Annotated in this window: 31 protein-coding genes; 12 read left to right on the forward strand and 19 right to left on the reverse strand. The window is 67.2% G+C overall.

What is annotated here, in order from left to right:
* Positions 1-11 precede the first annotated feature (11 nt).
* Entirely contained in the window at positions 12-1,265 is a 1,254-nt protein-coding gene (locus AB0F17_RS15875; protein WP_358022515.1) for a cytochrome P450, read from the forward strand.
* Positions 1,266-1,425: 160 nt separating this feature from the next.
* Here AB0F17_RS15875 and AB0F17_RS15880 read toward each other — a convergent pair whose 3' ends face one another.
* The gene (locus tag AB0F17_RS15880; protein ID WP_358022518.1) at positions 1,426-1,668 is read right to left on the reverse strand and encodes a hypothetical protein; all 243 of its coding nucleotides are present in this window, start codon (positions 1,666-1,668) and stop codon (positions 1,426-1,428) included.
* Between the two features lie 166 nt (positions 1,669-1,834).
* Between AB0F17_RS15880 and AB0F17_RS15885 the strand changes: the two genes are divergently transcribed.
* The 9 genes from AB0F17_RS15885 (at position 1,835) to AB0F17_RS15925 (ending at position 7,637) form a co-directional block, all read left to right on the forward strand.
* Positions 1,835-2,452 carry a hypothetical protein gene (locus tag AB0F17_RS15885; protein WP_358022521.1) on the forward strand — a complete coding sequence of 206 codons (618 nt, stop codon included), beginning with the start codon at positions 1,835-1,837 and terminating at the stop codon, positions 2,450-2,452.
* Positions 2,449-2,712: a hypothetical protein gene (locus AB0F17_RS15890; RefSeq protein WP_358022524.1), complete on the forward strand. Its 264-nt coding sequence runs from the start codon at positions 2,449-2,451 to the stop codon at positions 2,710-2,712. The genes AB0F17_RS15885 and AB0F17_RS15890 overlap by 4 nt, the downstream gene beginning before the upstream one ends.
* A complete protein-coding gene (locus AB0F17_RS15895; protein ID WP_358022528.1) occupies positions 2,709-2,900 on the forward strand; it encodes a hypothetical protein in 192 nt (63 codons plus the stop codon). Before AB0F17_RS15890 ends, AB0F17_RS15895 begins: the two co-directional genes overlap by 4 nt.
* Before the next feature lie 79 nt (positions 2,901-2,979).
* Positions 2,980-3,324 (forward strand): hypothetical protein, encoded by a 345-nt coding sequence (locus tag AB0F17_RS15900; RefSeq protein ID WP_358022531.1) that lies wholly within the window; start codon positions 2,980-2,982, stop codon positions 3,322-3,324.
* A complete protein-coding gene (locus tag AB0F17_RS15905) occupies positions 3,321-3,629 on the forward strand; it encodes a hypothetical protein (RefSeq protein WP_358022534.1) in 309 nt (102 codons plus the stop codon). The genes AB0F17_RS15900 and AB0F17_RS15905 overlap by 4 nt, the downstream gene beginning before the upstream one ends.
* Before the next feature lie 94 nt (positions 3,630-3,723).
* Entirely contained in the window at positions 3,724-4,722 is a 999-nt protein-coding gene (locus AB0F17_RS15910) for a DUF2637 domain-containing protein (RefSeq protein WP_358022537.1), read from the forward strand.
* Positions 4,719-5,210 (forward strand): transcriptional regulator, encoded by a 492-nt coding sequence (locus AB0F17_RS15915; RefSeq protein WP_358022540.1) that lies wholly within the window; start codon positions 4,719-4,721, stop codon positions 5,208-5,210. Before AB0F17_RS15910 ends, AB0F17_RS15915 begins: the two co-directional genes overlap by 4 nt.
* A gap of 2 nt (positions 5,211-5,212) precedes the next feature.
* Positions 5,213-7,270 (forward strand): AAA family ATPase, encoded by a 2,058-nt coding sequence (locus AB0F17_RS15920; RefSeq protein WP_358022542.1) that lies wholly within the window; start codon positions 5,213-5,215, stop codon positions 7,268-7,270.
* A gap of 166 nt (positions 7,271-7,436) precedes the next feature.
* Complete coding sequence (locus AB0F17_RS15925) at positions 7,437-7,637, forward strand: hypothetical protein (protein ID WP_358022544.1); 201 nt, start codon at positions 7,437-7,439, stop codon at positions 7,635-7,637.
* Between the two features lie 104 nt (positions 7,638-7,741).
* On the opposite strand, the gene AB0F17_RS15930 is transcribed toward AB0F17_RS15925, so the two are convergent.
* The 3 genes from AB0F17_RS15930 to AB0F17_RS15940 all read right to left on the reverse strand — a co-directional run bounded on the left by AB0F17_RS15930 (position 7,742) and on the right by AB0F17_RS15940 (position 9,355).
* The gene (locus AB0F17_RS15930; protein ID WP_358022548.1) at positions 7,742-7,879 is read right to left on the reverse strand and encodes a hypothetical protein; all 138 of its coding nucleotides are present in this window, start codon (positions 7,877-7,879) and stop codon (positions 7,742-7,744) included.
* Between the two features lie 98 nt (positions 7,880-7,977).
* A complete protein-coding gene (locus AB0F17_RS15935) occupies positions 7,978-8,751 on the reverse strand; it encodes a hypothetical protein (protein ID WP_358022551.1) in 774 nt (257 codons plus the stop codon).
* Positions 8,752-9,175: 424 nt separating this feature from the next.
* A complete protein-coding gene (locus tag AB0F17_RS15940; RefSeq protein WP_358022554.1) occupies positions 9,176-9,355 on the reverse strand; it encodes a hypothetical protein in 180 nt (59 codons plus the stop codon).
* Positions 9,356-9,526: 171 nt separating this feature from the next.
* On the opposite strand from AB0F17_RS15940, the gene AB0F17_RS15945 reads away from it, so the two are divergent.
* Both AB0F17_RS15945 and AB0F17_RS15950 read left to right on the forward strand, forming a co-directional pair.
* Positions 9,527-10,276 carry a DUF6879 family protein gene (locus tag AB0F17_RS15945; RefSeq protein WP_358022557.1) on the forward strand — a complete coding sequence of 250 codons (750 nt, stop codon included), beginning with the start codon at positions 9,527-9,529 and terminating at the stop codon, positions 10,274-10,276.
* Between the two features lie 24 nt (positions 10,277-10,300).
* On the forward strand, positions 10,301-11,152 hold the full coding sequence (locus AB0F17_RS15950; RefSeq protein WP_358022559.1) for a helix-turn-helix transcriptional regulator: 852 nt from the start codon (positions 10,301-10,303) through the stop codon (positions 11,150-11,152).
* A 153-nt stretch (positions 11,153-11,305) separates the two neighbouring features.
* Here AB0F17_RS15950 and AB0F17_RS15955 read toward each other — a convergent pair whose 3' ends face one another.
* From AB0F17_RS15955 to AB0F17_RS16025, 15 genes are all read right to left on the reverse strand, one after another.
* A complete protein-coding gene (locus AB0F17_RS15955; protein ID WP_358022562.1) occupies positions 11,306-11,494 on the reverse strand; it encodes a hypothetical protein in 189 nt (62 codons plus the stop codon).
* Positions 11,495-11,650: 156 nt separating this feature from the next.
* A complete protein-coding gene (locus AB0F17_RS15960) occupies positions 11,651-12,214 on the reverse strand; it encodes a hypothetical protein (protein WP_358022565.1) in 564 nt (187 codons plus the stop codon).
* A 134-nt stretch (positions 12,215-12,348) separates the two neighbouring features.
* A complete protein-coding gene (locus AB0F17_RS15965) occupies positions 12,349-12,480 on the reverse strand; it encodes a hypothetical protein (protein ID WP_358022568.1) in 132 nt (43 codons plus the stop codon).
* Positions 12,481-12,482: 2 nt separating this feature from the next.
* Positions 12,483-13,244, reverse strand: coding sequence for a CHAP domain-containing protein (locus AB0F17_RS15970; RefSeq protein WP_358022571.1), 762 nt, complete (start codon positions 13,242-13,244; stop codon positions 12,483-12,485).
* Positions 13,241-13,387, reverse strand: a complete 147-nt coding sequence (locus tag AB0F17_RS15975; protein ID WP_358022574.1) for a hypothetical protein — start codon at positions 13,385-13,387, stop codon at positions 13,241-13,243. The genes AB0F17_RS15970 and AB0F17_RS15975 overlap by 4 nt, the downstream gene beginning before the upstream one ends.
* Before the next feature lie 2 nt (positions 13,388-13,389).
* On the reverse strand, positions 13,390-13,995 hold the full coding sequence (locus AB0F17_RS15980) for a hypothetical protein (protein ID WP_358022577.1): 606 nt from the start codon (positions 13,993-13,995) through the stop codon (positions 13,390-13,392).
* The gene (locus tag AB0F17_RS15985; protein WP_358022580.1) at positions 13,995-14,333 is read right to left on the reverse strand and encodes a hypothetical protein; all 339 of its coding nucleotides are present in this window, start codon (positions 14,331-14,333) and stop codon (positions 13,995-13,997) included. The genes AB0F17_RS15980 and AB0F17_RS15985 overlap by 1 nt, the downstream gene beginning before the upstream one ends.
* Before the next feature lie 113 nt (positions 14,334-14,446).
* Positions 14,447-14,860 carry a hypothetical protein gene (locus AB0F17_RS15990; protein ID WP_358022583.1) on the reverse strand — a complete coding sequence of 138 codons (414 nt, stop codon included), beginning with the start codon at positions 14,858-14,860 and terminating at the stop codon, positions 14,447-14,449.
* Positions 14,857-16,695 (reverse strand): hypothetical protein, encoded by a 1,839-nt coding sequence (locus AB0F17_RS15995; protein WP_358022586.1) that lies wholly within the window; start codon positions 16,693-16,695, stop codon positions 14,857-14,859. Before AB0F17_RS15995 ends, AB0F17_RS15990 begins: the two co-directional genes overlap by 4 nt.
* A gap of 14 nt (positions 16,696-16,709) precedes the next feature.
* Positions 16,710-17,789 (reverse strand): hypothetical protein, encoded by a 1,080-nt coding sequence (locus tag AB0F17_RS16000; protein ID WP_358022589.1) that lies wholly within the window; start codon positions 17,787-17,789, stop codon positions 16,710-16,712.
* A 14-nt stretch (positions 17,790-17,803) separates the two neighbouring features.
* Complete coding sequence (locus AB0F17_RS16005; protein WP_358022592.1) at positions 17,804-18,520, reverse strand: hypothetical protein; 717 nt, start codon at positions 18,518-18,520, stop codon at positions 17,804-17,806.
* Positions 18,521-18,524: 4 nt separating this feature from the next.
* The gene (locus tag AB0F17_RS16010) at positions 18,525-19,019 is read right to left on the reverse strand and encodes a hypothetical protein (RefSeq protein WP_358022595.1); all 495 of its coding nucleotides are present in this window, start codon (positions 19,017-19,019) and stop codon (positions 18,525-18,527) included.
* Positions 19,020-19,074: 55 nt separating this feature from the next.
* The gene (locus AB0F17_RS16015; protein WP_358022598.1) at positions 19,075-19,548 is read right to left on the reverse strand and encodes a hypothetical protein; all 474 of its coding nucleotides are present in this window, start codon (positions 19,546-19,548) and stop codon (positions 19,075-19,077) included.
* Between the two features lie 2 nt (positions 19,549-19,550).
* A complete protein-coding gene (locus tag AB0F17_RS16020) occupies positions 19,551-19,760 on the reverse strand; it encodes a hypothetical protein (RefSeq protein ID WP_358022601.1) in 210 nt (69 codons plus the stop codon).
* A 38-nt stretch (positions 19,761-19,798) separates the two neighbouring features.
* Entirely contained in the window at positions 19,799-23,122 is a 3,324-nt protein-coding gene (locus AB0F17_RS16025; protein ID WP_358023846.1) for a phage tail tape measure protein, read from the reverse strand.
* Between the last annotated feature and the right edge of the window lie 125 nt (positions 23,123-23,247).

The following is a 23,247-nucleotide window of genomic DNA, read 5'->3' on the forward strand; positions in this document are numbered from 1 at the left end:
AGGCTTGGTTCATGACGATCTCCAGTGACCTGGACATCTCGCAGCTCGCGTTCTGGGGGCTGCCCCAGGCCGAGCGCCTGGCCGTCTTCCGCCGGTTGCGGCAGCTCGACCAGCCGGTGTTCCTGACGGAGCAGGCTGTGCCGTTCATCAAGGGCGGGCCCGGCTACTACGCCCTCGTGCGCCACGCGGACGTGTCCGAGGCCAGCAGGAACGCGGCGGTGTTCAGCAGCGAGCCGTGCTCCAACAGCGTGCCCGACATGCCGCGCTGGCTGGCCGTGTACTTCGGGTCGATGATCAACATGGACGACCCGCGGCACGCGCGGCTGCGCAGGATCGTGTCCAGGGCGTTCACCCCGCGCATCCTGTCCAAGATGGAAGAGGACCTGGCCACGGCCGCCGCCGAGATCGTGGACCAGGCGATCAAGGAAGGCCCGGGCGACTTCGTGGCGCAGATCGCCGCCCGGCTCCCCGTCCGCGTCATCTGCGACATGATGGGGATTCCGGCGACATTTCATGACATGGTGCTTCGCCGGACCAACGTGATCCTCGGCAACGCCGACCCCGAGTACACCGGCATCGACCCCGAGTTCAGCCGCGTCAACGTGGCCCGCGGCCTGGCCAAGCTGCTGCACGCGGGCTTCTCCCTGAACCGGCTCGCCGCCCGCCTGGGCGACGAGCGGCGCAAGCATCCCACGGGCGACCTGGTCAGCCTGCTGGTCAACGGCGAGGAGCGGCTCACCTCGCAGGAGCTGGGCTCGTTCTTCATCCTGCTGGTGGTGGCCGGCAGCGAGACGACCCGCAACGCGATCGCGTACGGGCTCAAGCTCTTCACCGACCACCCGGACCAGCGGGAGCTGCTCCTGGACGACTTCGACGGCCGCGTCACCAAGGCGTGCGACGAGATCGTCCGCTACGCCACACCGGTGATCCAGTTCCGCCGCACGCTCACCCGGGACCACGAGATGAACGGCACGCACTACAAGAAGGGCGACAAGGTCCTGCTCTTCTACAACTCGGCCAACCGCGACGAGACGGTGTTCCGGGACCCCGACGCGTTCGACATCACCCGCGATCCGAACCCGCACGTCGGCTTCGGCGGCCCGGGCCCGCACTACTGCCTGGGCGCCCACCTGGCGCGCAGGGAGATGACGGTGATGTTCCGCGAGCTGTTCACCCGCCTGCCGGGCATCAGGTCGGAGGGGGAGCCCGACTTCCTGCTGTCCAACTTCATCAACGGGATCAAGCACCTGAGGTACACCTTCTGAGTCTTGCTTCGACCTGCGGTTTTGTGGCCTGCCTCTCCTTGAACTTGCAAGCCCTAGAACTGCGTGAATGTCGTTTGCTGTGGTTGGCCGCGATTGGCCGGAGTCGGCTCTCTGACGGCCCACAGACGGCCCAGGGCCGCCCACCCTTACCGGTCTCCCGTCAGGCACGCTTCTTGCCGCCGCCCCGAGGGCTGGGTTCAATGCCGTTGTCTCGGGCGATCTTGCGGACGTGCGCCGCGGTGAAGGGCGAATGCTCCACAACGTCGGTTGGACGCTTGCCGGCCTTGAGGGCGGCGATCACGTCCGAGATCACGTCATTGCGTGCTTCCTCGTGTGTCTTCTCGGTCTCGCGGTATCTGCGCGTGCTGTCGTCGAGGGCATCGAGTGGATCTGTGGTCGCCATACCCAACAGGCTATCGCAACCCTCTTGCGATTCCTATTGGCGTTTACTACTGTGGCACCTAGAGCAATCGCCACATAGAAGCGATTCCCTACATCGGTTAGGCGGCCCCCGTCCGGCGACTGCAACGTCGGACGAGGGCCTTGACCGGGAATTGAGCTCCCAGCCCATGCACGATGTTAAAGGCGGCAACGACGCCGCAGCCACCACCCCTCAGGACCGTGTCGACGCCGAGACGGCACGGCCCATCACGCTCCATGGCGAGCCCGTGACGATGACGCTCACCCCGGCGCAGGCTGACGGCCGCGCTTGCATCACTTGTGGACGCGGCGACCAGCCGATGAAGCCGGTCGAGGTCCGCGACGGCGTCCAGGTGTTCGAGTGCACCACCCACGACGCACCGCTGACCGTCGACCAGCTCGCGGGCCGCGCCTGCGTCGCCTGCGGCGCCCAGGGCATGCCCATGCACGTCGCGGGCGAGGTTCCCGGGCACGGCGACGTGTTCGAGTGCGCCAGCCACATCGCGGCCACCGTCTCCGACCACTTCGAGGCGAAGGTCGAGGACGCGGTCAAGCTCAACAACAGGCCGCACCTCACCAACCGCGAGGCGGGCCTGATCTTCCGGCTCGGCTCCGCCAGTTCCGTGATCCTCGCCGACGAGCTGGGCCGCGACATCCGAGACCTCGGCATCAGCAACGTCTACGACATCATGTCCGCCAACGAGATCGACGAACTCGTGTCGTTCGTGCGCGACCTGGTGGCGCGTCGTCAGGCCGTCGCCAAGTGAGCGCCCCCGCCGAAGACGCCCTGACCCGCCTGCTCCGGGCGACCTGGGCAAGCGGCTACGTGGAGGCTCAGCGCCAGGCACGTCAGGCCAGTGTCGAGCTGGGCGACGCCCTCAGCAACGAGCAGATCGACGAATGGGTGTGGAACGTGCTGCCGCCCGAGCACCGCGACCAGGTCGGGCAGTTCGCCGCGGCGCTCGTGATGGACGCTTTCCACGACGAGCTGACCGCCGCTGGCCTGCTGCTGGGAGGTGGGGCGTGAGCGGGCCGAGCGTGAGCGTACCGGTCGCCGAACTGCTGAAGATGCACGAGCAGATGATGCGGCTCACCGTCCGCGTGGGCCTGCTCCTCGACGCGGCCGGTGTCGACATCACCGGAGCCACCTCGCCCACGGTGCTGCCCGACAACGTTGTCCGTCTGTCCGACCGCCGCCGCGCGGTCTCCACATAGCGAAACGGCCCCCGCCCGGTGTGCAACCACCGGGCGGGGGCCTAGACCTCAATCACCTGCACACACAGGGAGAGATCTGATGGCGAAGATACCGCCGTCGAACAACCGGTGCACCGTCTACTACTGGTGCTCCGCCGCCCACCTCCATCCGGACGGCCCCCACCACACGAACCTGGACCTGATCGAGCACCTCGACCACTCCCACTGCCTCGTCGAACTCGACGTGCGCATCCACGGCCAGGACAAGGCCGTCGTCGTGAAGCTCACCGACCTCGACCGGCAGGACACCACCATCGCCCTGTCGGCCGAGCAGGCCAGCGTGATCGGCTACATCATCCGCACCTTCGACCGGCGCGGCATCCGCGAGATCGCCGAACTGCTCGACGAGGGCTCGGTGCTGTTGAACGAGGAGCCGACCCGATGAGATGCCGCCACCGCTGGTGCCAGGTCGCCCACAAGGACCCGTTCGCCGCCAACCATAAGGGCGTGATCGCCGAGTTCGCCGGACTGAAGGTCGGCCTGTCGCTGACCGAGAGGCCGGGCGACATGCTCGACGAGTCGTGGGTGCAGCTCGACTACAACGCGAACGGCCACCGCCACCACCACGACGTCACCCCGCAGGCCGCCGCCGACTGGGCCGAGATCCTCGCCGCCGTCGACGTCCGCGAACTGGCCGCCATCGCTCAGGCCCTCTACCAGGCGGGCGTGACGTTGGGGGCGAGCGCTTGACGCGCCGCACGTCCTGACAAGCCGGTCCCCGGCAGGCGACCTCACCGCCGGCCGGGGACCTCAATCCGACCCCTGCCTGACAGGAGATCCGACTGTGGTCCAAGACCCTACCGAGCCGACCTTGGCATCGGCCGAACCGCCGCGCCTGAAGCGGCGCAAGCTCGCCCGCACGAGGGCCTTCCTGACCGTTCGATTCCATGGCCGCCGAGACCGTGCTGTGCCGCCCGTCGAGCCCGTCGAGGAGACCGGCACGCGAGGTGTCGGAGACTTCCTCATCCGCGCCGCTGCCGTCATCGTTGTGCTGGGTGTCGCCGCCGCTGCGGGCTACGTCTCGTACCACCACTTCTTCGCTCTCTCGATCGCTCTCGGGGAGCACCGGGACATGGCCGTCCTGTACCCGGCGATGTCGGACGGCGTGATCGTGATGGCGTCGCTCGTCATGGTCCACTGCTCGCGCCGCGGAGTGCCTGTGCCGCTTCTGGCCAAGGCCGCGCTCGTCGGCGGCGGCATCGTGACGCTGATCGCGAACGTCGCCAACGGCTGGGATGGCGGAACGGGATCGCGCCTGCTCAGCGCCCTAGCCCCGATCGCGTTCGTCGGCGCGTACGAGTTGTTGATGTGGATCGTGCGGTCCAGCCGGAAGGTCACCGAGAGGGTGAATCACCCTCTCCCGGAAGAGCACGTGTGCCAGCCCGTAGAGGTGCCCGTGGAAGTGGAACGGGTCGTGACGGTGATGCCGGTGGACCGGTTCGAGGCGGCACGCCTCACCTTCGAGGAGAGCCTTCAGACCGGCAACAAGCGGATCGGCCGGCGGGCACTCGCGAACCGGTGGGGTCTGGAGTCTCGCGAGGCCGAAGAGATCATCACCGAAGTGGAACGGGAGCGCGCCGGAAGCGTCGAGCCGGACGCCCCCGAGGAGCCGGTTACGAAGCCCGCCGTGCGCTGGGGTGACCGTGTCGTGCCGACCGGCACGGCGCCCTCTCCGGAGGTCCGCCAGCGCATCACCCAGATGCGCGACGAGGCGCTCATGAACGACGTGCCCGTGCCGTCCTCCAACGGGTCGTCCGCGACCGGTACGGCGGTCGCGCCGTGACCACCCTCGACATGCTCATCAGGCTCGCCGTTTTCGCCGCCTCATTCGCCGCCCTGTTCGCCGCCCACTCCTTCGGCGATCACTGGTACGGCCAGACTCACAAGCAGGCGCTCGGCAAGGGAGCCCGCGGCAAGCACGCCCACGAGGGCCGCAAGCACTGCCTTGGGCACGTCCTCCTCCTGACCGGACACAAGGTGGCGTTCCTCGTCTCGATCTGTCTCGTCACGGGCCTGCGCCCGTCGCTCCTGTTCGTCACGGTCGGCCTGCTCGTGGACGCCGTCTCGCACTACTGGGCAGACCGCCGGTTCACCCTGCAGTGGCTCGCCGAGCACACCGGGAAGGGCGAGTTCTACCAGCTCGGCAGCAACACCGTGGATGCCGCTGGCAAGCAGGCATTCCACCTCGGAACCGGCGCCCACGCGCTGGACCAGTCCTGGCACATCGGCTGGCTGTTCATCGCAGCCCTGATCATCGCAGCGGGCGCGTGACCGTGACCGTTGAACATGAGCCCGGCGGCGACCTCGACGTCCAGGAGTATGACGCCGAGGTCGTCACCGAGCCGACCGACATCGACACCGGCGAACCCGTCGACCTACCCGAGGATGAGGACGACGAGCCGGCCACCGTTTATGCGACCATCACCGGTCGCGAGGTTGATGAGCGGCGGCCGATCCTGCCCGCGTGGGCGCGGAGCCGCCGTGACTTCGAGGCGGCGGCCCGCTGGTGGGCGGGCAACCTGTGGTACCGGACCCGCTTCCACGCCTGGCACTCTCCGAAGTACCTGGCGAAAACCCTGTGGTGGGCGCCGCGCGGCGTGTGGGTCACGGTCCGCGGCGCCTGGCGGTGGGCGTCAGACGCCGAGCAGAAGCCGCTCCGCAAGGCGCAGATCGCCAAGGACGATGTCCAGGCGTACCTCGCCCTGGAGAAGGTACGCGGCGAGCACGTCCGCGCCCGCATGCCCATCTTCCTTACCGGGACTCTGGCCGCGCTCGGCGCCACCGCGGCCACCATGCTGGTCGTGCCCGCGCCGTGGCACGCCCTGGCCGGTGCCGGGCTGACGACGGTGCTCGGCACGGTGGGGCATCCGGCGGACCGGCCCATCGTCGGGCCGGCCATCGTCACCAGCCGGTTCCGGAAGCTCACCGCCGAGCAGGTGCGGGAAGCCCTGTGCGTGATCGGTATCGCCGGGATCAAGGATCCGGCCACGATCACGTTCCCGTTCGCGATCCACCGCGACGGGCCCGGCCATCTCGCCCGCGTCAACCTGCCGCGCGGGGTGCAGGCGGTCAAGGTGTGCGAAGCGCGCGGCGCCCTGTCGTCGGCACTGCGGCTCCCGCAGGACCAGGTGTGGCCGTCGGTAGGCCCCGACCACGACGGCCAGCTCGACCTGTGGATCGGGTACCTCCCGGCGTCGAAGATGCGGCAGCCGAAGTGGTCGCTCACGGCCGACAACGCCCGCACGTCGGTGTTCGAGGTGGCCGACTTCGGCTCTGATCAGCGGCAGCGCGCGATCGGCACGGAGCTGTTCGCCCGGAACTGGCTGATCGGCGGCGTGCCGGGATCCGGCAAGAGCTATTTCGCGCGCGCGCTCGCCCTTGCCGCGTGCCTCGACCCGACCGTCGAGTTCAAAATCGCGGAGTTCAAGGGAACGGGCGACTTCACAGACTTCGACGACGCCGGGCTGTGCAGCGCCTACTACTGCGGCGTCGACGACGAGGCTCTACAGGGCGGTGCCGACATCATCGCGTGGGGCCTGGCCGAGGCCGAGAAGCGCGGCAAGAGGATCAAGAAGTTCCGCAAGGAAGGCCGTGCCCCTGAGGGGAAGGTCACGCCGGATCTCGCCGCGGCAGGGGTCGGCCTGCACCCGGTGGTCATCCTGATCGACGAGGCGCACGAGCTGCTCGTCAACAAGGAGGTGGCGGCGGCGGCCGAGCGGCTGATCAAGCGCGGGCGAGCCCTCAACCTGATCGTGATCCTGGCCACGCAGATCCCCGACAAGAAGAGCGTCCCGCCGAACATCACCCGCTGCGTCACCATGCGCGCCTGCCTCGCCGTCCAGGACCACATCGCCAACGACATGATTCTCGGCACCGGCGCCTACCGGGCCGGGATCAGCGCCACCTCCTACCGGCCCGGCATCGACGCCGGCTGGGCGATGGTGACCGGCCTCGAACGGCCGACCGCCGTACGCAGCCAGTTCCCCACGCCGGAGGCGGCCGCGAAGATTCTCGCCCGCGCGGCCCAGCTGCGAGGCGGCCAGATCGTCGGCTCGGACGGAGCGGAAGCTCCGCGACTGGACGTGCTGATCGACGTCGTCAGGGTGTGGCCGGCGGGGCGGCCGGGCGTGCACTGGCAGCGCCTGGCCGAGCTGCTCGCCGAGCAGCGTCCCGAACTGTACGAGGGCGTCACGGCCGAGTCGGTGTCGTCGCTGCTTCGCTCTTTGGACGTGCCGAGCGAGAACGTCAACTCCGGCGGCCAGGTCCTGAAGGGCTGCAAGCGGGAGGCCGTCGACGCGGTCCTGGAGCGGCGGGAGCTGGTCAGCGGGTAGCGGCCACCGCTCACCCCGGACAGGCCCGTACAGGCCGTTTCCAAGGGGTCCGCGGGGTGGCCGCTACCCGCTACCTTCACACGTTTGTGCACGTCAGACAGGTAGCGCGTCAGGTAGCGGCTCCGCTACCTGCGCCGCTGCCGCTACCTCTGGGAGGAAAGTTTTGATGGACCCGTTATCTGCGCTCGCGCTTGCCGCCGCGGTCGTCGCCGTGATCTATCTGGCTGGCCGCCGGAACCCGCTCAAGAAGTGCGGCCGGTGCGGAGGCAGGGGCATGATCCGTTCCTGGGTGTTGCCGTGGCGGTTCCGGCCGTGCCCCGGCTGCGACCGATCGGGGGAGATCCGGGCCCGGTTCGGCCGCAGCTAGCCGACCCTGCCAGAGGCGGCCCCAGCCTGGCCCTCCCTCCAGATAGGCCAGACGGGGACCGCCCGTTCCCGGCTCCGCGCTCGTGCCGGGAGTCTCTATGTCCTCTATCGAGAGCCGGTGATGCGCCGCCACACCCAGCGCACGCCATCAGGGACCTTATCGGCGCACACCACGACCGCGCCGATAAGGAACACGCCAACACTGGCCAGCATCATGACGAGGTGTGACGTCTGAGAGTTCATCGGGACTCCGTGCTTGTTGGTTGTGGGTGGCCCCGCCTGGAGGCCCTCCAGCCCTGAGGCGAGGCCACCCGCACGGCGGCTTGACGGGCCGCCGGGTCTCACATTCCCGAGGGGGCTGAGGCCCGGCTTCCGCTGCCCATGCCGAGGGCAGCGGAAGCCGGGCTGTCTATGGTCGGTGCGTCTGCGTTGCACCGAGATGTAGGGCCACCAGGTCGCGGAATGTGCTCGCGCCTCAGCCCCCATGTACGGACGATCAAGGCGCGGGCCAGGGTGTACTCCAGCCTGCGGAAGGCGTCCAGGGGGATCTCCCACAAGCGGCCAGGAAGTAGTCCCTCCTGCATGCGGAGCACGCCACCGACGTCGGAGAAGACGTGGCCGACGACGCCGCGAGGCTCGTAGTCGTCCGAGGTGTAGACGTGGGCGCTACCCCTCAGCGACGGGCAGGCAGCGATGGCCTTGGGAATGCAGGCGCGGCAGGTGGGCGGCTTGGACAAGACCGCCGAACTCGCCGCCACCGGGGCAGGCCACACCCACCACAGGCGTCCGCTGGACGGATCGGCGGCGCTGCCCTGGCACACCTGGCACAGGCGGCCGAGCATGCACTCCCTCTGCCGGAGAGTGTGCAGCGCTCTGAAGTCCGGGTCGCCGACGCGGTTGGTCGCCTGGCGGGCCCACAGCGCTCCGAACATCCAGTCCTCATCGACTGGATCGCGGTAGGAGAGCCGAGCCTTGGTCATGGCGCCGGCGTGGCGGGCGATGGCCAGGTTGAGGGCGACGTGCTCCCCAGTGAAAGCCGTGACGTACGGCGCCTGTACGGCCGTCATGTCGGGTCGCCCGTCCGAAGCGGCGGCTCCCGCGGGGACGTGACCCATGGCAGGGGCACCGGTGTGGGCTTGGTGGAGGGCTGCGGGTCGGGGGTCCGGCGAGGCGCCATCACCTCATCGCAGTCTTCCCCCACCTCTAGCGCGTCTGCATGCCCAGACCGCACCTGCTGCATCTTGTGTACACGATGCCGTTGATGATGTTCTCGACGACCATATTGTGAGGCGGGCAACTGGACTTCGGCTGTGGCTGTGGCTTCTTCGGCTCTTTCGCTTTCGCGTTCACGCTTCTCCTCATGGGGATGACCATTTCGGCGCAAGCCGCGCTTCAGGTGGTCGAGGGCCGGGGCCGCGCACGGGGTGGCGCGCGGGCCCCGGCCGAGCCCTGCCGGTCCGGAACGGGCAGGGTTGAGTCCGGCAGCAGGCCGTGCGGACGAGGCGGCGGCCCTGGTGTACCGGACGTCTTGATGGCGGCTCAACACATCTCCCCGATGGCCTGTCGCCACGTCCAGGCGATGGCCAGCCCGGTGCCCACGATCAGCGCCTGCCGGTTGGTCGCCGCTGTACGCGTGCGGCCAGAGGTCAGATGCGTGACAAGGAACATGCCGTCGCCGAGCTGCGCGATGTCGCAGTCCGGGACGTAGGGGAGGGCCATGCCCAGGACGGTAGGGAGCACGCAGCAGGGCCCGCCACGAAGGTTGCGCGAAGTTGCTTGACGGCTTAGCGAAGTTGAGCGATGTTGTTGACGCAGGCCGACAGAGGCTCGGGCACGAAGCGCCGACCACGGAGAAGCTTGAGAGATCAGTCCGGACGAAAGGAACTGGTCATGGCGCGTCGACTACGCTTCAACGGCACAGGCTCCGGCGAGGGCAGCTGCCCCGCCGTACATGAGGACGTCGACACGGGTGAGGTCATCGTTCACGGACCGCCACTCACCGACCCCGACGACATCGCCCAGCTTCAGCACCTCGACAAGGACGAAGTAGCCATCGTGGTGCCCCGTAACACGCTGATCGACTTCGGCCCACGAGACCGGGATGCCAAGCCGCGAATCCTTACCCCGGAGCAATTCGCCCGTCTCTTCGAGAACTTCCAGCACAGCGCATGGCATCTGGAGATGCGCACCCGCTATGCCTCCGACGAGACCACCGAGACCTACGCGCAGTTCGTGCGGGGCGAGACCCCTACTTGGGATCTCACCACCCCCTGGAGCAAAACCATCCGCGCGAAGACCGAAGACGGCGCGGCCGTGGGCCGTGTGCGCATCGTCGATGATCCTCCCAGCGCGGGACAGCTGTACCTTCTCGCACACGCCGAGAAGAATGCCGCTCTCGGCGAGGATGTCCGCAACATGTGGCGCTCAGATGCCAAGCGCGCGAACCTACCTGACGAAGACTTCTGGATCTTCGACTCCCACATCGTTGCCCTGTGCGTCTTCGACGATGCCGACAACCTCACAGGCGCCGAGCTGATCATGGAGCCTGCTCGGGTCAATCAGTACAACCGGCTCTGCGACGCCGCGCAGCACTACGCGATTCCATACAAGGAGTTCGCAGCGAGAATGGTCGCGAATTAGCCCCAGAAACAGGTGTGTGTATCGGTGAGCACGGACTACCAGGGAGCGCGCGAAGCATTAGGCATTCGGCTTCGAGAGATCAGACTCTCGGCTCCTGGGGGGCGGCTCACCGGTACACAGCTTGCCCAGAAGCACGGATGGGACAAGTCCAAGGTCAGTCGGCTGGAGAACGGCAGACAGACTCCCACCCCCGACGATCTCCGGATGTGGGCAGAGGCGTGCGGGCAGCCCGAGACGTATGACGAGCTGCTCGCCAAGCTGCGAGGGTTCGAGTCTCATATCAGGTCTTGGCGACGCCAACTAGCCGCAGGTCACAGGCCGGTTCAAGACGCGCACAATGCGGCGCAGGCCAATTCCACCGTGCTGCGTGCGTGGGAATCTTCTTGGATTGTCGGCATCCTCCAGACTCCCGACTATGCGCGCGCCGTGCTTACTCGCTCCGCTGATCTGCACAAATCGCCGCGAGACACGGAAGAGGCTGTACGGGCTCGTATGAAGCGGCAAGAGCTTCTCTATAGCGGAGGCAGGCGCTATCAGATCATTCTCTGGGAACCGGTCTTACGCGCCCTGATCTGCCCGCCAGCAGTGCTTGCCGTCCAGCTTGACCGCCTCACGGGGATTATCGGCTTGGACACGGTGGACTTGGGTATCGTGCCGCTCAGTGCCCCGCTGAAGGTCCCGCCCGGCGTCGGCTTCTGGATTTACGATGATCGCCAAGTGGTCACTGAGACTTGGCACGCCGAGCTGTGGCTTGATGATGCTGACAGCGTTGCGACCTACCTGCGCGCCTGGAAGACGCTCAAGGAGTCCGCAGTGTATGGCTCCGACGCCCACAACCTGATCCATGCAGCTCGACGAGCACTCCCATCGCGATGAGAACCGTCTCGCAACACAGCGAAAGGCCCCCGTCACCTCCCCAGGCGGGGAAGTGACGGGGGCCTCGGTACGGCTCGCGCTGCCGTACAACGGGGATGTCAAGGTGTGTGATCAAGGCGAATAAAATCAGCCATGATCACACACGGGCGTGGACTAGCGCGGCGGCACCTCGGGCTGCCGGGCGTTCGGGACCGCCCACACGCCTAGCGACGTGAGGACCGCCAGCGTGATGTCGATCCACTCCTGTGGCGAGATCACACCATCACCAACGGCGGACTTGGCGACGACCACGGCAGCGAACAGCGCGGCGACGAAGGTCTTTGCGTACTTGCCTACGTTCATGACCCCTCCAATGAGGTCGAAAAACTATAAGACCAGCGGTGATTCCGCTGGTCAGGGCCGGTGGTATGCGCGCCGGTATATTTCCGGGGCGTTCGTCGGCCCCCAGGTGTTGGAGAAGCGCCGATAAAATCAGCCGATCCACAACACCTTGATCGCTTACTGCACCCAGTAGCCGAACGAGTAGTTGTACGACTTGCTCTCGGTGTTGGCGCCGAGCTTCACCCAGACGGTCTCCCACGGCGCCTGCTTGCTGGAGCCGGGCCCGTTGTTGAAGATGTGGCCGTTGTAGCCGCACTTGGCCGGCGAGTCCATGAACACGTCATGGCGGGTGCCGGCCATCACCTTCGGCGTGCCCGCGCCCACGTAGACCCGCAGCGTGTGACCGGCGGGCAGCGTCTCAGCGGTGGAACCGTCCGCCTGCGGGACGCTGGTGACGGTGAACCGGTTGCACGGCCCGGTGTAGCTGTCGGGCTGCCCGTGGCGCCACGAGTCCTCCACGATCAGGCCCTTGACGTTGACCGCTTCCGTGGAGGTGTTCTTGACGTCGACACGCTCGGCGTTCCGGTTCCACGGCTTGTCCGCGCCCGGCCAGTTCCAGCCGACGGCGCCGATCTCCAGGTTCGGGATGTCGGCCAGCGAGGCGGCCGAGGCGGACGTCCCGGTCACGGATGTGGCCACGAGGACGGCGGACAGTAGGACAGCGCTCTTCGAGATGCGCACGAGGGATGCTCCTCAGAGATGGGGGACATACGAAGAGCGCGCCGCATCTGGCAGCGCGCCCGAGGAAGGCCAGGTCAGGGCCTAAAGAATCGGCGCGATAAAATCACGCGGATTGTTAAGGATCTGAACGGCGTTCAGTTCGCCTCGTCGACGAGGCCGGAGATGCGCCCGTCGTCGGGCTCTTGCTCCTCCGCGGGCTCGGGATGCCGCGGCAGGGCAGGTAGGCCGATCAGACTCCGCCAGTAGCGGGTGAACAGGCCGTCCACGGCTACACGCCTACGAGCACCGGCCAGGTCGCATCGCCGACCTCGCCGTCCTTCTTCAGGCCCTTGGCGCCCTGCAGCTTCCTCACCTCGGCCACGATCGGCGGCGAATACACGAAGGGGTCGATGACCTTCGGGTCCAGAAGCTTGGCGTAGCCGCGGGCCTTCAGCAGGTAGAAGATCGTCCCGCAGTGCTTGCCCTTTGCGCCGGGCTTGATCAGAGGCAGCTTGTTCACCAGGACCTCCGTAGGGTTCTTCGCCGCGGCGGGGGTTGGCCGGGCAGGGGTAGCGGATCCGCCGGCGTAGAGCGGAACCCAGAAGCCCGCGATGACGCTCGAGCCCCGGACGCGCCTCTTCACGGCGTCGCCTGTGTTCGCCTCAATGCTTTGGATCCGGCCGTCGCCGAGATTCCGTTCGACGATCCCGATGTGGTCGATCCTCGCGATGTTGTCGGTGCCATCCCAGTCGAAGAACACGAGGGCGCCCGGCTCGGCGTGGGCCTTGATGTTCGCCGCGGTGCCCGCGAACCACAGACCCAGCGTCTTGCCGTCCTCGGCGTGCCACACCGTGAACGCCCGGTCTCCTCGAGGTAGCACCGCGGCGGCGTTGCTCGAGCGGCGACCCCACTCAGTCACCCCTTGGTCGCACCAAGGAGCCTCGAGGAACACGTCGCCATTTCTGCTCGAGTAGGCCCGAGTGATCCGGTTCGGTCGGCCGGTCATCCCGAGGTCGTTGCGGGCTTCGACCAGCATCTTCGCGGCGGTCACAGTCCCTCCCCGCGGTAGATGCCGTCAGGGCCGGGTTCGCCGTACAACTCCCGCAGGACGGCTTCCTCGTCGTCCTCGGTCGGGCCCCAGTGGTGCTGGTCCACGCCCTCGGAGGTCAGCTCCGCTTCGGTCTTCTCGCTCACGATCAACCCTCCGGCTTGCATGAGTAGGTGGTGGATCCGGTCCCGTCAGGCGTGCACCGGTAGGTGATGACGCCGACCGTGAAGGTCCAGGAGGTCGGCGGCGGGCCGGTCTCCCCGCGGGGCCCGGTCTCGCCCTTGGGTCCGGCGACGGTGGAGTCCGCGCCGTCCTTGCCGTCTTTGCCCGGCTCACCCTTGGCTCCTGGAGGGCCGGTGACGGTGTCGCCCTTCTCTCCCTTGGGGCCGGGAACTCCCTGTAGCCCCGGGTAGCCGGTAGGGCCGATGGCGCCGTCTTTGCCTGGCTTCCCATCCCGACCCGCAGGCCCAGGCGGGCCGGTAGCACCGGTCAGGCCGCGGGGCCCCATCACCGTCTGGCCGGACGGGCCGACAGGCCCGCGTTCCCCCTGAGGACCCGGAGACGGTGATACCAGCGGCACACCGCCCAGCCGCTTCACCTGATCAGCCAGCACAGCGCTGTCCGATTCGGCCTGGCGCAGCTGCTCACCGAGAGCATGGATCTGCATCGAGATGACCACCACCAGCACGCCGATCACAGCAGCGGCGGAGACGAGCAGCCAGTTACGGCGTAGTCGCCGCACATGCACACCCATCAGGCCGCCCCCTGCCGGGCGAGCCAGATCTGCACGACGATCCCCATGAGCACCAGAACTGCGGGCAGAACCCCGGCGTACACCGCCTGCCTCACGTTCGTCCCGCGCCGCTCCGTGGCCGCGTCGATGGACGTTTTGAGGGCCCGCATCTCCTCGGTGAGGTGGCGTCGTAGCTCGGTGACATCCGACTCAAGCTCGGTAAAACGCCTGTCGTCGAAGCGCCGGTCAGCTGTGTACTCGGTCCGCTGGACGAGCTGTGTCAAGGACACGGCGACCTGGTCAATCCGGCGGGAGACCTCACCCAGGGACGGCTCATCGACCACATCGCTCCTCGCCATGAAAAGGGGAATGCCGCCTGTCCGCCCACGGAAGAACAAGCGGCACGATCGTGATGCAGGGTGGCCGCCCGCGCTCCCTTTGGGCACAGCACGAGCCCCGCGGGCGGCCACGATCAGACGTCGAGAATCCCGGCCGCCCGCAGGTTGACGATCAGCGCGACGAGGCTGTTGTAGGTGGTGGCGAGCCCGTCTGAGATGGCCTGAGCTTGCGCCTGGTTGTAGCTGGCTGGCGCGTTCGGCGCGCTGATGCCGGGAACGATCACGTTGTCGGCGGGCGTGAATTCGGAGATCTGGCGCACCTGGCCGTCCGACTGGATGATCCGCAGTTCGCCGCCGACCGCGTACGCCCGGCATCCGCCGGTCGGGGTGGCCGGGGTCGAGCTGTTGGGCAGGAAGAAGGCGCTGCTCGCCTTGGTGACTGGGGCGCCGTTCACCGTACGCACCAGGGTCTCTAGGGCGGCGATGCGCGTCTCCAGATCTTTGACGATGCGGACGTCGGTTGAGCCGACCGCGTCGTAGATGCTCACTCTTCGATCCCCGTCTCCGTGATCAGCCGCAGCTTGTCCTTGCCGCCCGCGCCCCGGTCGGCCGGTGTGAGTTCCCACCCGATGAGGCGCTGGCTCTTGTCGAAGCTGGCGCTGCCGTCGGCCTTGATCGGGTAGCGGGGGTTGTCGAGCACGGCGCGCACCTGGTCGCCGATCGAGTTGGGGCCGAGCGTGGATTCCGCGCCGATCGTCACGTCGAAAGTGAAAACCGGCGGTGCGCCAGGCGCTCGAGCGGCCCAGTATTCGACGAACCGGTCGACCACGGTCTGGTCCGTGCTGGCGCCGGGGTGGGTGGGCCGCTTGTCGATGATCGGATAACCGGCGGCGACGTGCGGGGTGGTGACGAGCGCCCCCTTCACCGGGACCGCGCCCTCGGTGGCGTCCTCCTGCTGCGGCGTGCCACCATACGCGCCCCACCGGGTGGCGCCGGCCAACGCGGAGCGGGTGATGCGCCACGAGGTGATGGTGCCGCCGTCGTCGCCCTGAAAGAAGGTGTGCACGCCGGAGCCGGTCAGTTTGGGGGCGCCGAACTCCAGCGAGCGGACGATACCGCCGTCGACGATCCGCGGATTCACCACGAACTCGAACCCGTCGCTGGCCTTGGCGTAGTCGGCCAGGGTGTTGCCGTAGAACACGTTCGGGCCCGGCACGACCTCCAGGAGTCGGATCACGCCGGACGATCCGGCCATCAAGCCGAGGCCGATGTTGGAGGCGGCGGTGGCCTGCATGTGCGAGATGAGATCTCTCGCGTTCTGCAGCTGGTCGTCGCCGAACGACAACTGCTCTTCGATCGCCACGTACAGCGGGTAGGCGTCCAAGGTGCTGCCGGACACCTCGAGGTAGGGGTTGCCTCTCGCGTCCTGGCCTTCGTCGGTGGTGTGCAGCCAGTGGATACCCCACAGCACGCCGGAGCGGTAGGTATGGGCCACCAGCCGTCCGGGGCCGGCCGTCATGTCGCCGTAGTCGGGCGGGAACATCTCGCCGATCTTCCTGGCCTCGGAGCGGGAAGCCAGGTCGAGCCGGCCGCGCCACGCACCCGGCTGGGAGTTCAACCTGGACAAGGTTAGGCCGGAGGGGAAGATGTCGTCGTAGTAGGCGCCGGTCAGCAGGTCGTGGACGCTGGTCCGGATGTGGCTTTCGCCTCGGCCTGGTGTGCTGACCGGGAAGACAGGCGGCGTCGGAGGGGTGCCGCCCGACCCCGACGAGTGAACCAGCACGGTGAACGCGTGCATCGGGAACGAGCTGGAGGACGGGTCGAGGTCGACCGCGGCCATCGGTGAGGTCGACAGGTAGGCGCGGACGGCGATGCTGATGGAGGCGAAGTTGTCGGCCTGCATGTCCAGGCCGTCATAGCCGGGCAGGTCGGCCCAGGTGAGCGGCCCGAACGAGGACGCGGCGCCGTAACGGATCTCCAGCCCCGATGCTGCCCCGGGCGTGACGGCCGGCGCCACACTGCCGTCGGCGGAGACGATCTGGATGTTGGCCGCGTCGCCCTGCTTGATGGCGAGGATGGTGATGACGGCGCCGAGATTGTCGGAGCCAAACGTGGCGTCGTAAGCCTCCGGCTCGTCAGCTCCCGCGTATTTGCGGAGAATCTTCGTGCCCGCGAACGGCTGGCTTCCGGCCGGGCCGACCACCGAGGCGATCGGCGACCCCCACGGGGCGCCGCCGGACAGGCTCATGTTGGCGAGGCTGCCGCGGCCTTGACTGAAGAAGGCAAGCATCAGGTCGCCGGGCTGGACTTCGCCACGTGCGGCGCTGCCTTCGGCGAAGAAGGCGTTCGGGGTGGCGGCGACGCTTCTTACGGAGGCGACCACGGCTCACTCCTCTCTTACAGCCAGGCGTGGCGCCACAGCACGACCACGTCCGGCGCGGTGCCGGCCGCTGTCTCGTACGAGATTTCGGACACTCCGCGGCCGAGCACCCAGGACGGCAATGCGACACTGCCGGTCAGGTAGCGGGTGAGCGAGGTGCCGTTGGAGAGCTCGGCGGTGCCGCGCGCAATGTCGACGGTCAGCGTGTCGCCGTCTGGAATGACGGTGTTGAAGGTGATCACCCTCAGGTCTTCGGACCCGTCGGCGAGGGTTCGGAACACGGTCAGGCTCGGAGTGTCGGCCGGTCCCGCGACGCGTATCAACGGCCGCGTTTTCCGGTTGCCGAGGTTGGTTACTTCGGCGGAGCCGCCGTCGACGATTTGGGCGCTGACCAGGTCTTGCGAGTACAGGCGCGGATCCGAGCATTCGATCTGCACGACCACCTTGGCCAGTCCGAGCCGGTACTGCTTGTTGATCGGTGCGGAGCGGCGGGTGACGGCGCCCCGGGTGACGTAGATGACGTCGAGGACCTGGATGGCCAGGTCCAACTCCTCATCGGAGTCGGCCAGCGGGGTGTTGTCGCGGAACGCTTCCATCACTTCGCGCATCTGTTCGCGGGTGGCGGTGACCTTGAACGATGCGGTGATGATGCGCGGCTGGGCGAGTTTCCGGCCGGACTGGGCGCCGTCGCTGGACGGGTTGTTGACGTTGCCGTTGTCGATGGGCGGCATGTCGAAGTCGACGCCGATCAGCTCGTCGAGCCGGTACGGGGTGCCGGAACCCATCTTGAAGCCGTTGAGCGAGAGTTGGCCGGGCCCGGTGAGGTCGTCGCCGGGGGCGACCGGGATCGAGACGGTGATCGCCGGGAATTCCCAGCCGAGCGCGAACGTGTCCAGCCCGATCGGCAGCGACAGGGAGGGGAACACCCAGCCGAGCGCGAAACTCGGCAGCGGGATGGACACTGACGGCGACGTGACCGTGATGGCCGGGAATTCCCAGCCGAGGCTGAACGTGGGTAGATCGATGTCAGCGTCGCGCCGGTACAGCTGCCGGGTAGTGATCGGGCGGATCGGGAAGCTGCGGCCCAAACGTGCCATTCACGGCCCCCAGGTCAGTAGTAGGCGCCGCGGAAGATCGGCGCGGACATGCCGGGAGTGAGCGGGCGTGGTGCAGCGAACGACGCGACGGCGGGCAGGATCTCGATCGCTGCCCAGTTCCAGGTCCGGGTACCGCTGCCGTTGAAGTTGAGCGTGACGCCGGTACCGGACGACCCAGTGTCGGCCGACTTGTAGACGGCGATGCCGGACGCATCGAAAGCGTGATCGAACGCGAACCCGGTGTCGCTCGAGGTCGGGCTGCCCCCGGTGGCGGTGGAGTCAGTGCCGATCCCCACCGCCCGCGACTGAGCCACCGTGGACGTGTAAACAGCCGCGCTGAGGTTCGCGGTGCTCGAATGGCCTTCGCCTTTCGCCCCGACCGGCGTCCCGGCGATATCAGCGCCGGTCACCACCAGGAGTTTCATGTCCACAGTGCTGCCGCCTGAGGACGTGGTGAAGGTGACCGTGCGCGCCACCGACGGCACCGCCACAGCGGTCGCGATGAACGCGGCGACAGCGAAGGCGCCCGAGTCTTCGCCGGTCATGTGTTGCACCTGCGTCGTCCACGTGAGCCCTGTCCCCGAGTTGGACATGGACAGGGTGGCCGCGCCGTCGGCCGCAGCCCCGAGCGCCACCAGCAGGCTGTTCGCCGGCGCGGTGAAACTGGCGGTGGTGCACGTGGTGGTTCCGGTGACGATCGCAGGCGTAGTCGCGTCGATGGCGATCGCCATGGCGCTACTCGTCCCAGACGACGAAGCAGGTGGCGTTGACCGCGGCGGCCGCCGTCACCCGCACCCTCAGGAACTTGCTGGCTCCGACCTTGAACTCCCGACCCAATGGCCACAGGTAGTCGTACTGGCTGGTGGGCGCCACCTGCTTGAGGTCGGCGTGCCTCGTCGCGGTGATCGAGCCTTCGGCGGTGGAGGTGTAGCCGGTCGCGCTGGTGCCCAACGTCATCAATGACGCCAACGCGCCCGGGTCGTCGTACGGCTGCACTCCGGCCGCCACGTGCGCGGTCACGGTGGCGGCGACATTGGTCTCGACCAGCTCGCACACGATCGGGGCGGCGGCCGCGAACCCGGAAAAGCTGATGCCCCACCACACCGGTTTGATCATCTTGGTGGCGGGGGTGGCGATCTGCAGCATGGTCTTGATCGCGGTGGTGGTGGTGACCGGGACGGGCGCGGCCGTCGTCGCCATCGGCCCGTTGAAGGCGATGTACAGCGTCATCAGGAGACTCCAGACATGCGAAAACCCCGCACGCAGGCGGGACGAAGATCAGGGGTTAAAGGAGCGGACCGACCACGTTGAGCTTGCACGCGCCGTCAGCGTGGACGTTCACGGAGAAGGTTCCGTCCTGGCTGGAGTAGGTCTGGACGAAGCTCCTGAACAGAACAGCGCGATTAGACAGGCCGGTTGCGTAGAAGAGGCCGCCCTTGGCGTCGGTGATGGTCGAGGACGCCCAGGAGGGGTTGGCGAAGTCCCACCGCATCCAGCCCGGCGACCCGGACAGCTCCTCGAACACGACGGATGTGAGGGCCAGGCCGCCGGCGCTGTAGCCCGCGCCGGACACCTCGCCAGAGGCGAACGGCGACGATCCGTAGGCGGGGTTGGTCTGGGAGGCATCCGGGGTGATCGAATCCTGAAAAAGGGCGATCTTGAACGCGCCCGCGCCGCTGTCGCCCATGTTGAGCGCGATCGCGTTCGTTAGGCCCTTGATCTGGGTGTCGATGAACATCAGGTCTCTGGTGATGGCCACCGCTAACTCCTCAGATTGATCGTGACGTCGCGGTGGTAGCCGCCGTTCTCGTCGGTCCGTTCGGTCACGTCATTACCGGCCTGATCGCGCACCGTCTTGCGGTCAGGCGTGTCCGCGAGCACCTGATCGCGGGTGTTCCAGGTCCACCCGCCGGTGCGGACCTGGAGGTTCTTGGCGCGCAGCTTGCGGCCGTACTCGGACTCCTCCTGCATGCCGAGACCGCCTCCTCTCATCGGTGGGGTGGGGGGGGTTAGGCGTGGGCCATGTACTCGAACCCGAACTGCGCCCCGAGCTTGGCGAAGTCGGACTCTTGCGTGACGGTCGCGTTCTCGATGTTCACCGTCACCCCGCCCGCCGCCGGGCTGGCTGCGGGCGTGGCGGGCGTCCCCGAGTAGGCGACGCCGGGAAGTGTGGCGATCTGGCTTTCGTCGATCACCAGTGCCTTGCTGGAGCCTGGGGATAGGTAGCCGTCGCCGGGCAGCGAGCCAGCGACCATGCCGCCCACTCCGCCTGTACCGGCCGTCTTCTTCGCGGCGGCGACGGCCTGGCCGATGATGGCCTGCGCCGTGCTGATGACGGAGCCGAGCATGCTGCTCATGCCGACGTTGAGGCCCTCCATGGTCATGACGCCGACGTCTGCCAGCTCCTGCGACGGAGACTTGATCTTGAGCGCTTTCTTGATCGCATTGATCAGAGCCTTAGCGATCTTCTCCATCTCCTTGTCCAGCTTCTTCAAGCTGTCCTCAAGGCCCTTCAAATAGCCCTCGCCGCTCTTCTTCCCGACGTCGTACATGGCGTCCGCGCTCGCCTTACCCAACTTCTTCGACGCCTTATCGACAGCCGCCTGAGCCTTGTTCAACGCCTTGATTTCAGAGCCGTCGGATCCGACCAGCATCTCGGCGAAAGTCGCGCCCTTCTCGACTCCGGCATCAATAATGTCCTGAATGATTTTCTTGTTCAGTCCGCGCGCTGCGAGGGTCTTGATGTTGTTGGCGAAATTGTTGATCGCGCTGGCTTTGTTCGTCAGCTCGGCCGCCATGTCTCCGGCGCCGGTGATGTCCTCAGCCTTCAGCCCGGTGATGGCCGCCCATTCTTCGGCGCTGCCGGCGACTTGCTTGGCCATCTCCTTAGCCGCTGCGAGTTTTTCCACCAGCTCCTGGCGCTTCTTGGCGAGCGCCTCAAGGCTGGTGTTGCCGACCTTGATGAAGTCGATCAGCCCGTCGGCGACGTCCGGCTGGCTCTTGAACGCCTTCTTGACCGTGTCGACCATCTTCTCGACGGTCGACTTGACGTTGCCGTTCTCGGCCTCCAAGCCCTGGATGAGGCCCTTCACCGTCCAATGGCCGATCTCCGCGAACACGGTCGACGGCGAGTGGATACCGAGGAGGTTCTTGGCTCCGTCGACCGCGGACTGGACGACACCTCTGGCTGCGTTGGCCAGTTCGGTGGCCTTCTCCTTGACGCCGTTGATCATGCCCTGGATCAGGTCGCGCCCGGCCTGCAGCAGCCACTGGCCTGCCTGGGCTGCGATCGACTTCAGGTTCGACGGCAACGCCTTCACGTTGGCGACGAGATCGTCTATGCCCTTCTTGCCGCGGGCCTTGATGTCGTCCCAGTTGAAGCCCATCGCCTCGCCGAGCAGCCTCATGCCGGAGTCGGCGATCGACCGGATGCCGCGCGTCCCGCCCTCGACGATCTCGCCGAGCCCGTCCCACACACCCTGCCAGTCGCCGGTCAGCAAGGATTTGGCGGTTTTAAAAATGCCGCCTATCACGGTGATGAAGCCGCCAATACTCGACAGGATCGCATCGAGGGCGATGGTGACGGTCGTGAGGATTTCGTCGCCCCACTCGCCCCAAAACGCCTCGATGGCGTCGAGCACCTCAGTGACGGTCGTCTTGATCGAGCCGAAATATTCGTCGAACGTGTCCTTCAGCGCGGAAAGCTGAACCTCGTTACCGGACGCCCACTCCTCGACTTTGCCGAGTATGCCGTCAAAGAAATCGAGGACGGCCTGCTTCGACTCCTCCAGCTGGGCAGGCAGATCCGACATCGCCAGACCGTCGCCGAGCTCCTCCAACTTGGGCAGGACAGTGCCGCCGATGTAGTTGACGACATTCTGCTCAAGGCCGCGCTTGAACGCGGTCAGCTTGGCGTCCGCAGTGCTGCCCAGCTCGTCGCCGGCCTTCTTCGTCGCCCCTGCGAAGTCGCCCAGCACCTGGGTGGCCTTGGTCGGGTCGAGCGCGAAGAGCGCATCCTGCAAGTCCTCGGCCTTGGTGCCGAACAGTGCGGTGACGACGGCGTTCTGCTTGACCGGATCTTCCATCGCCTTGATCCGGGCGATCACGTCCGTCATCGCCTTGTCGGCCTTCGGCCCGCCGGCCGCGAAAGTCTTGAACATCTCGTTGGCGTTGAGGCCGATGGCCTGGAACGCCTGCTTGGACGTCGAGCTGCCGTCCTTGGAGCGGATCGCGAATTCCTTGATCGCGTCGGCGGCGGTGTCCAGGTCGCGGGCCCCCGCAAGTGACGCCTGAGAGAGTAGGCCGAACGCCTTTGGCCCTGAAATGCCGACCTCGCGGAACTGGGTGGAGTACTCCGTCAGCGTGTCGAGCAGGTCATCGGAGGCGTCGCCGCCCTTCTGCGTCATTGCGATGATCTGGTCGAACGCGTCTTTCCAGTCCTTCGCCAGCCCCGTCTTGACGAGTTGCCCGGCGGCGCGGGTCGCCTCCGATACGTCTGTGTCGAGCACCTGGGCCGCGATCAGGCCGTCCTTGCTGATCTGGCCGACGTTCTCCTTGCTCGCCTTGCCGATGCCGCCCAGGTTGTGCACCACGGACTTGACCGCATCGGCCACGTCCCCCATGCCTTCACCGAAGCCTTGCGCATACAGCTCGCCCACGATCTTGCCGTACTTCTTGCCTTGCGGGCCGAAGGCGCCGATCTGGGCGTTCAGCTTGGCCTTGGCCTTCTCAGCGTCCATGGCGCCCGCGATGCCGTCTGAGATCAGGTTGCCGATCGCGGCGCCGGCCGCCAGCCACGGCGCGGCCTTCAGCGCGCCGATGAAGCTCGACGCGATGCCGGACATGCGGCCCCCGCCACCAGCCCCGCCGCTACTGCTCTCGACGCCGTCGCCGAACTCGCGGCCCGCGTCCTCGCCGGACTCGCGGGCGGCCCGCTCGGCATCCTGCAGACCGGTCTCAAGCCCGTCGGACAGTTCCTTACCGGCGCGGCGGCCTGACTCGCGGGCTCCGTCGTCGAGCCGGTCGAACGCGTCTCCAATTTCAGCGTCGAGTTCGGCGGCGGCCCGGTCGGCCTCGGCCAGCATGTCGGCCAGCCCGGCATCCAGCTCCTTCTCCAGCCGGTCGAGGTCGGCGATGGCCGCGGTCGGGTCGAGGCCGTCGGCGATCGCCTTCTCGATCTCGGAGAAGCTCTTGGTGACTGTGGATTCGATGCTGCTCGTGGCCGAGCTGGTGGTGGACTGCAGCCGGGACAAGCCCTGCCCTGCAGACCGCAGCTCGGAGGCGAACCCCTTGTCTTCCAGGTCGATGAATCCGGTCAGCTCGCCGACGGTCATGCCCACGGGAGTCCACCTCCCGCGCTGGTTACAGGGTGTTGAGGAAGGCTTGGGCCTTCTCGCCGGTCAGCTCGACGGGCTCGTTCTGCACGATGAGCCGGTAGAGCGCCTGCGGGGACAGGCCG

Origin of the sequence: Nonomuraea sp. NPDC026600, assembly GCF_040638335.1 — a bacterium.
GTDB lineage: Bacteria > Actinomycetota > Actinomycetes > Streptosporangiales > Streptosporangiaceae > Nonomuraea.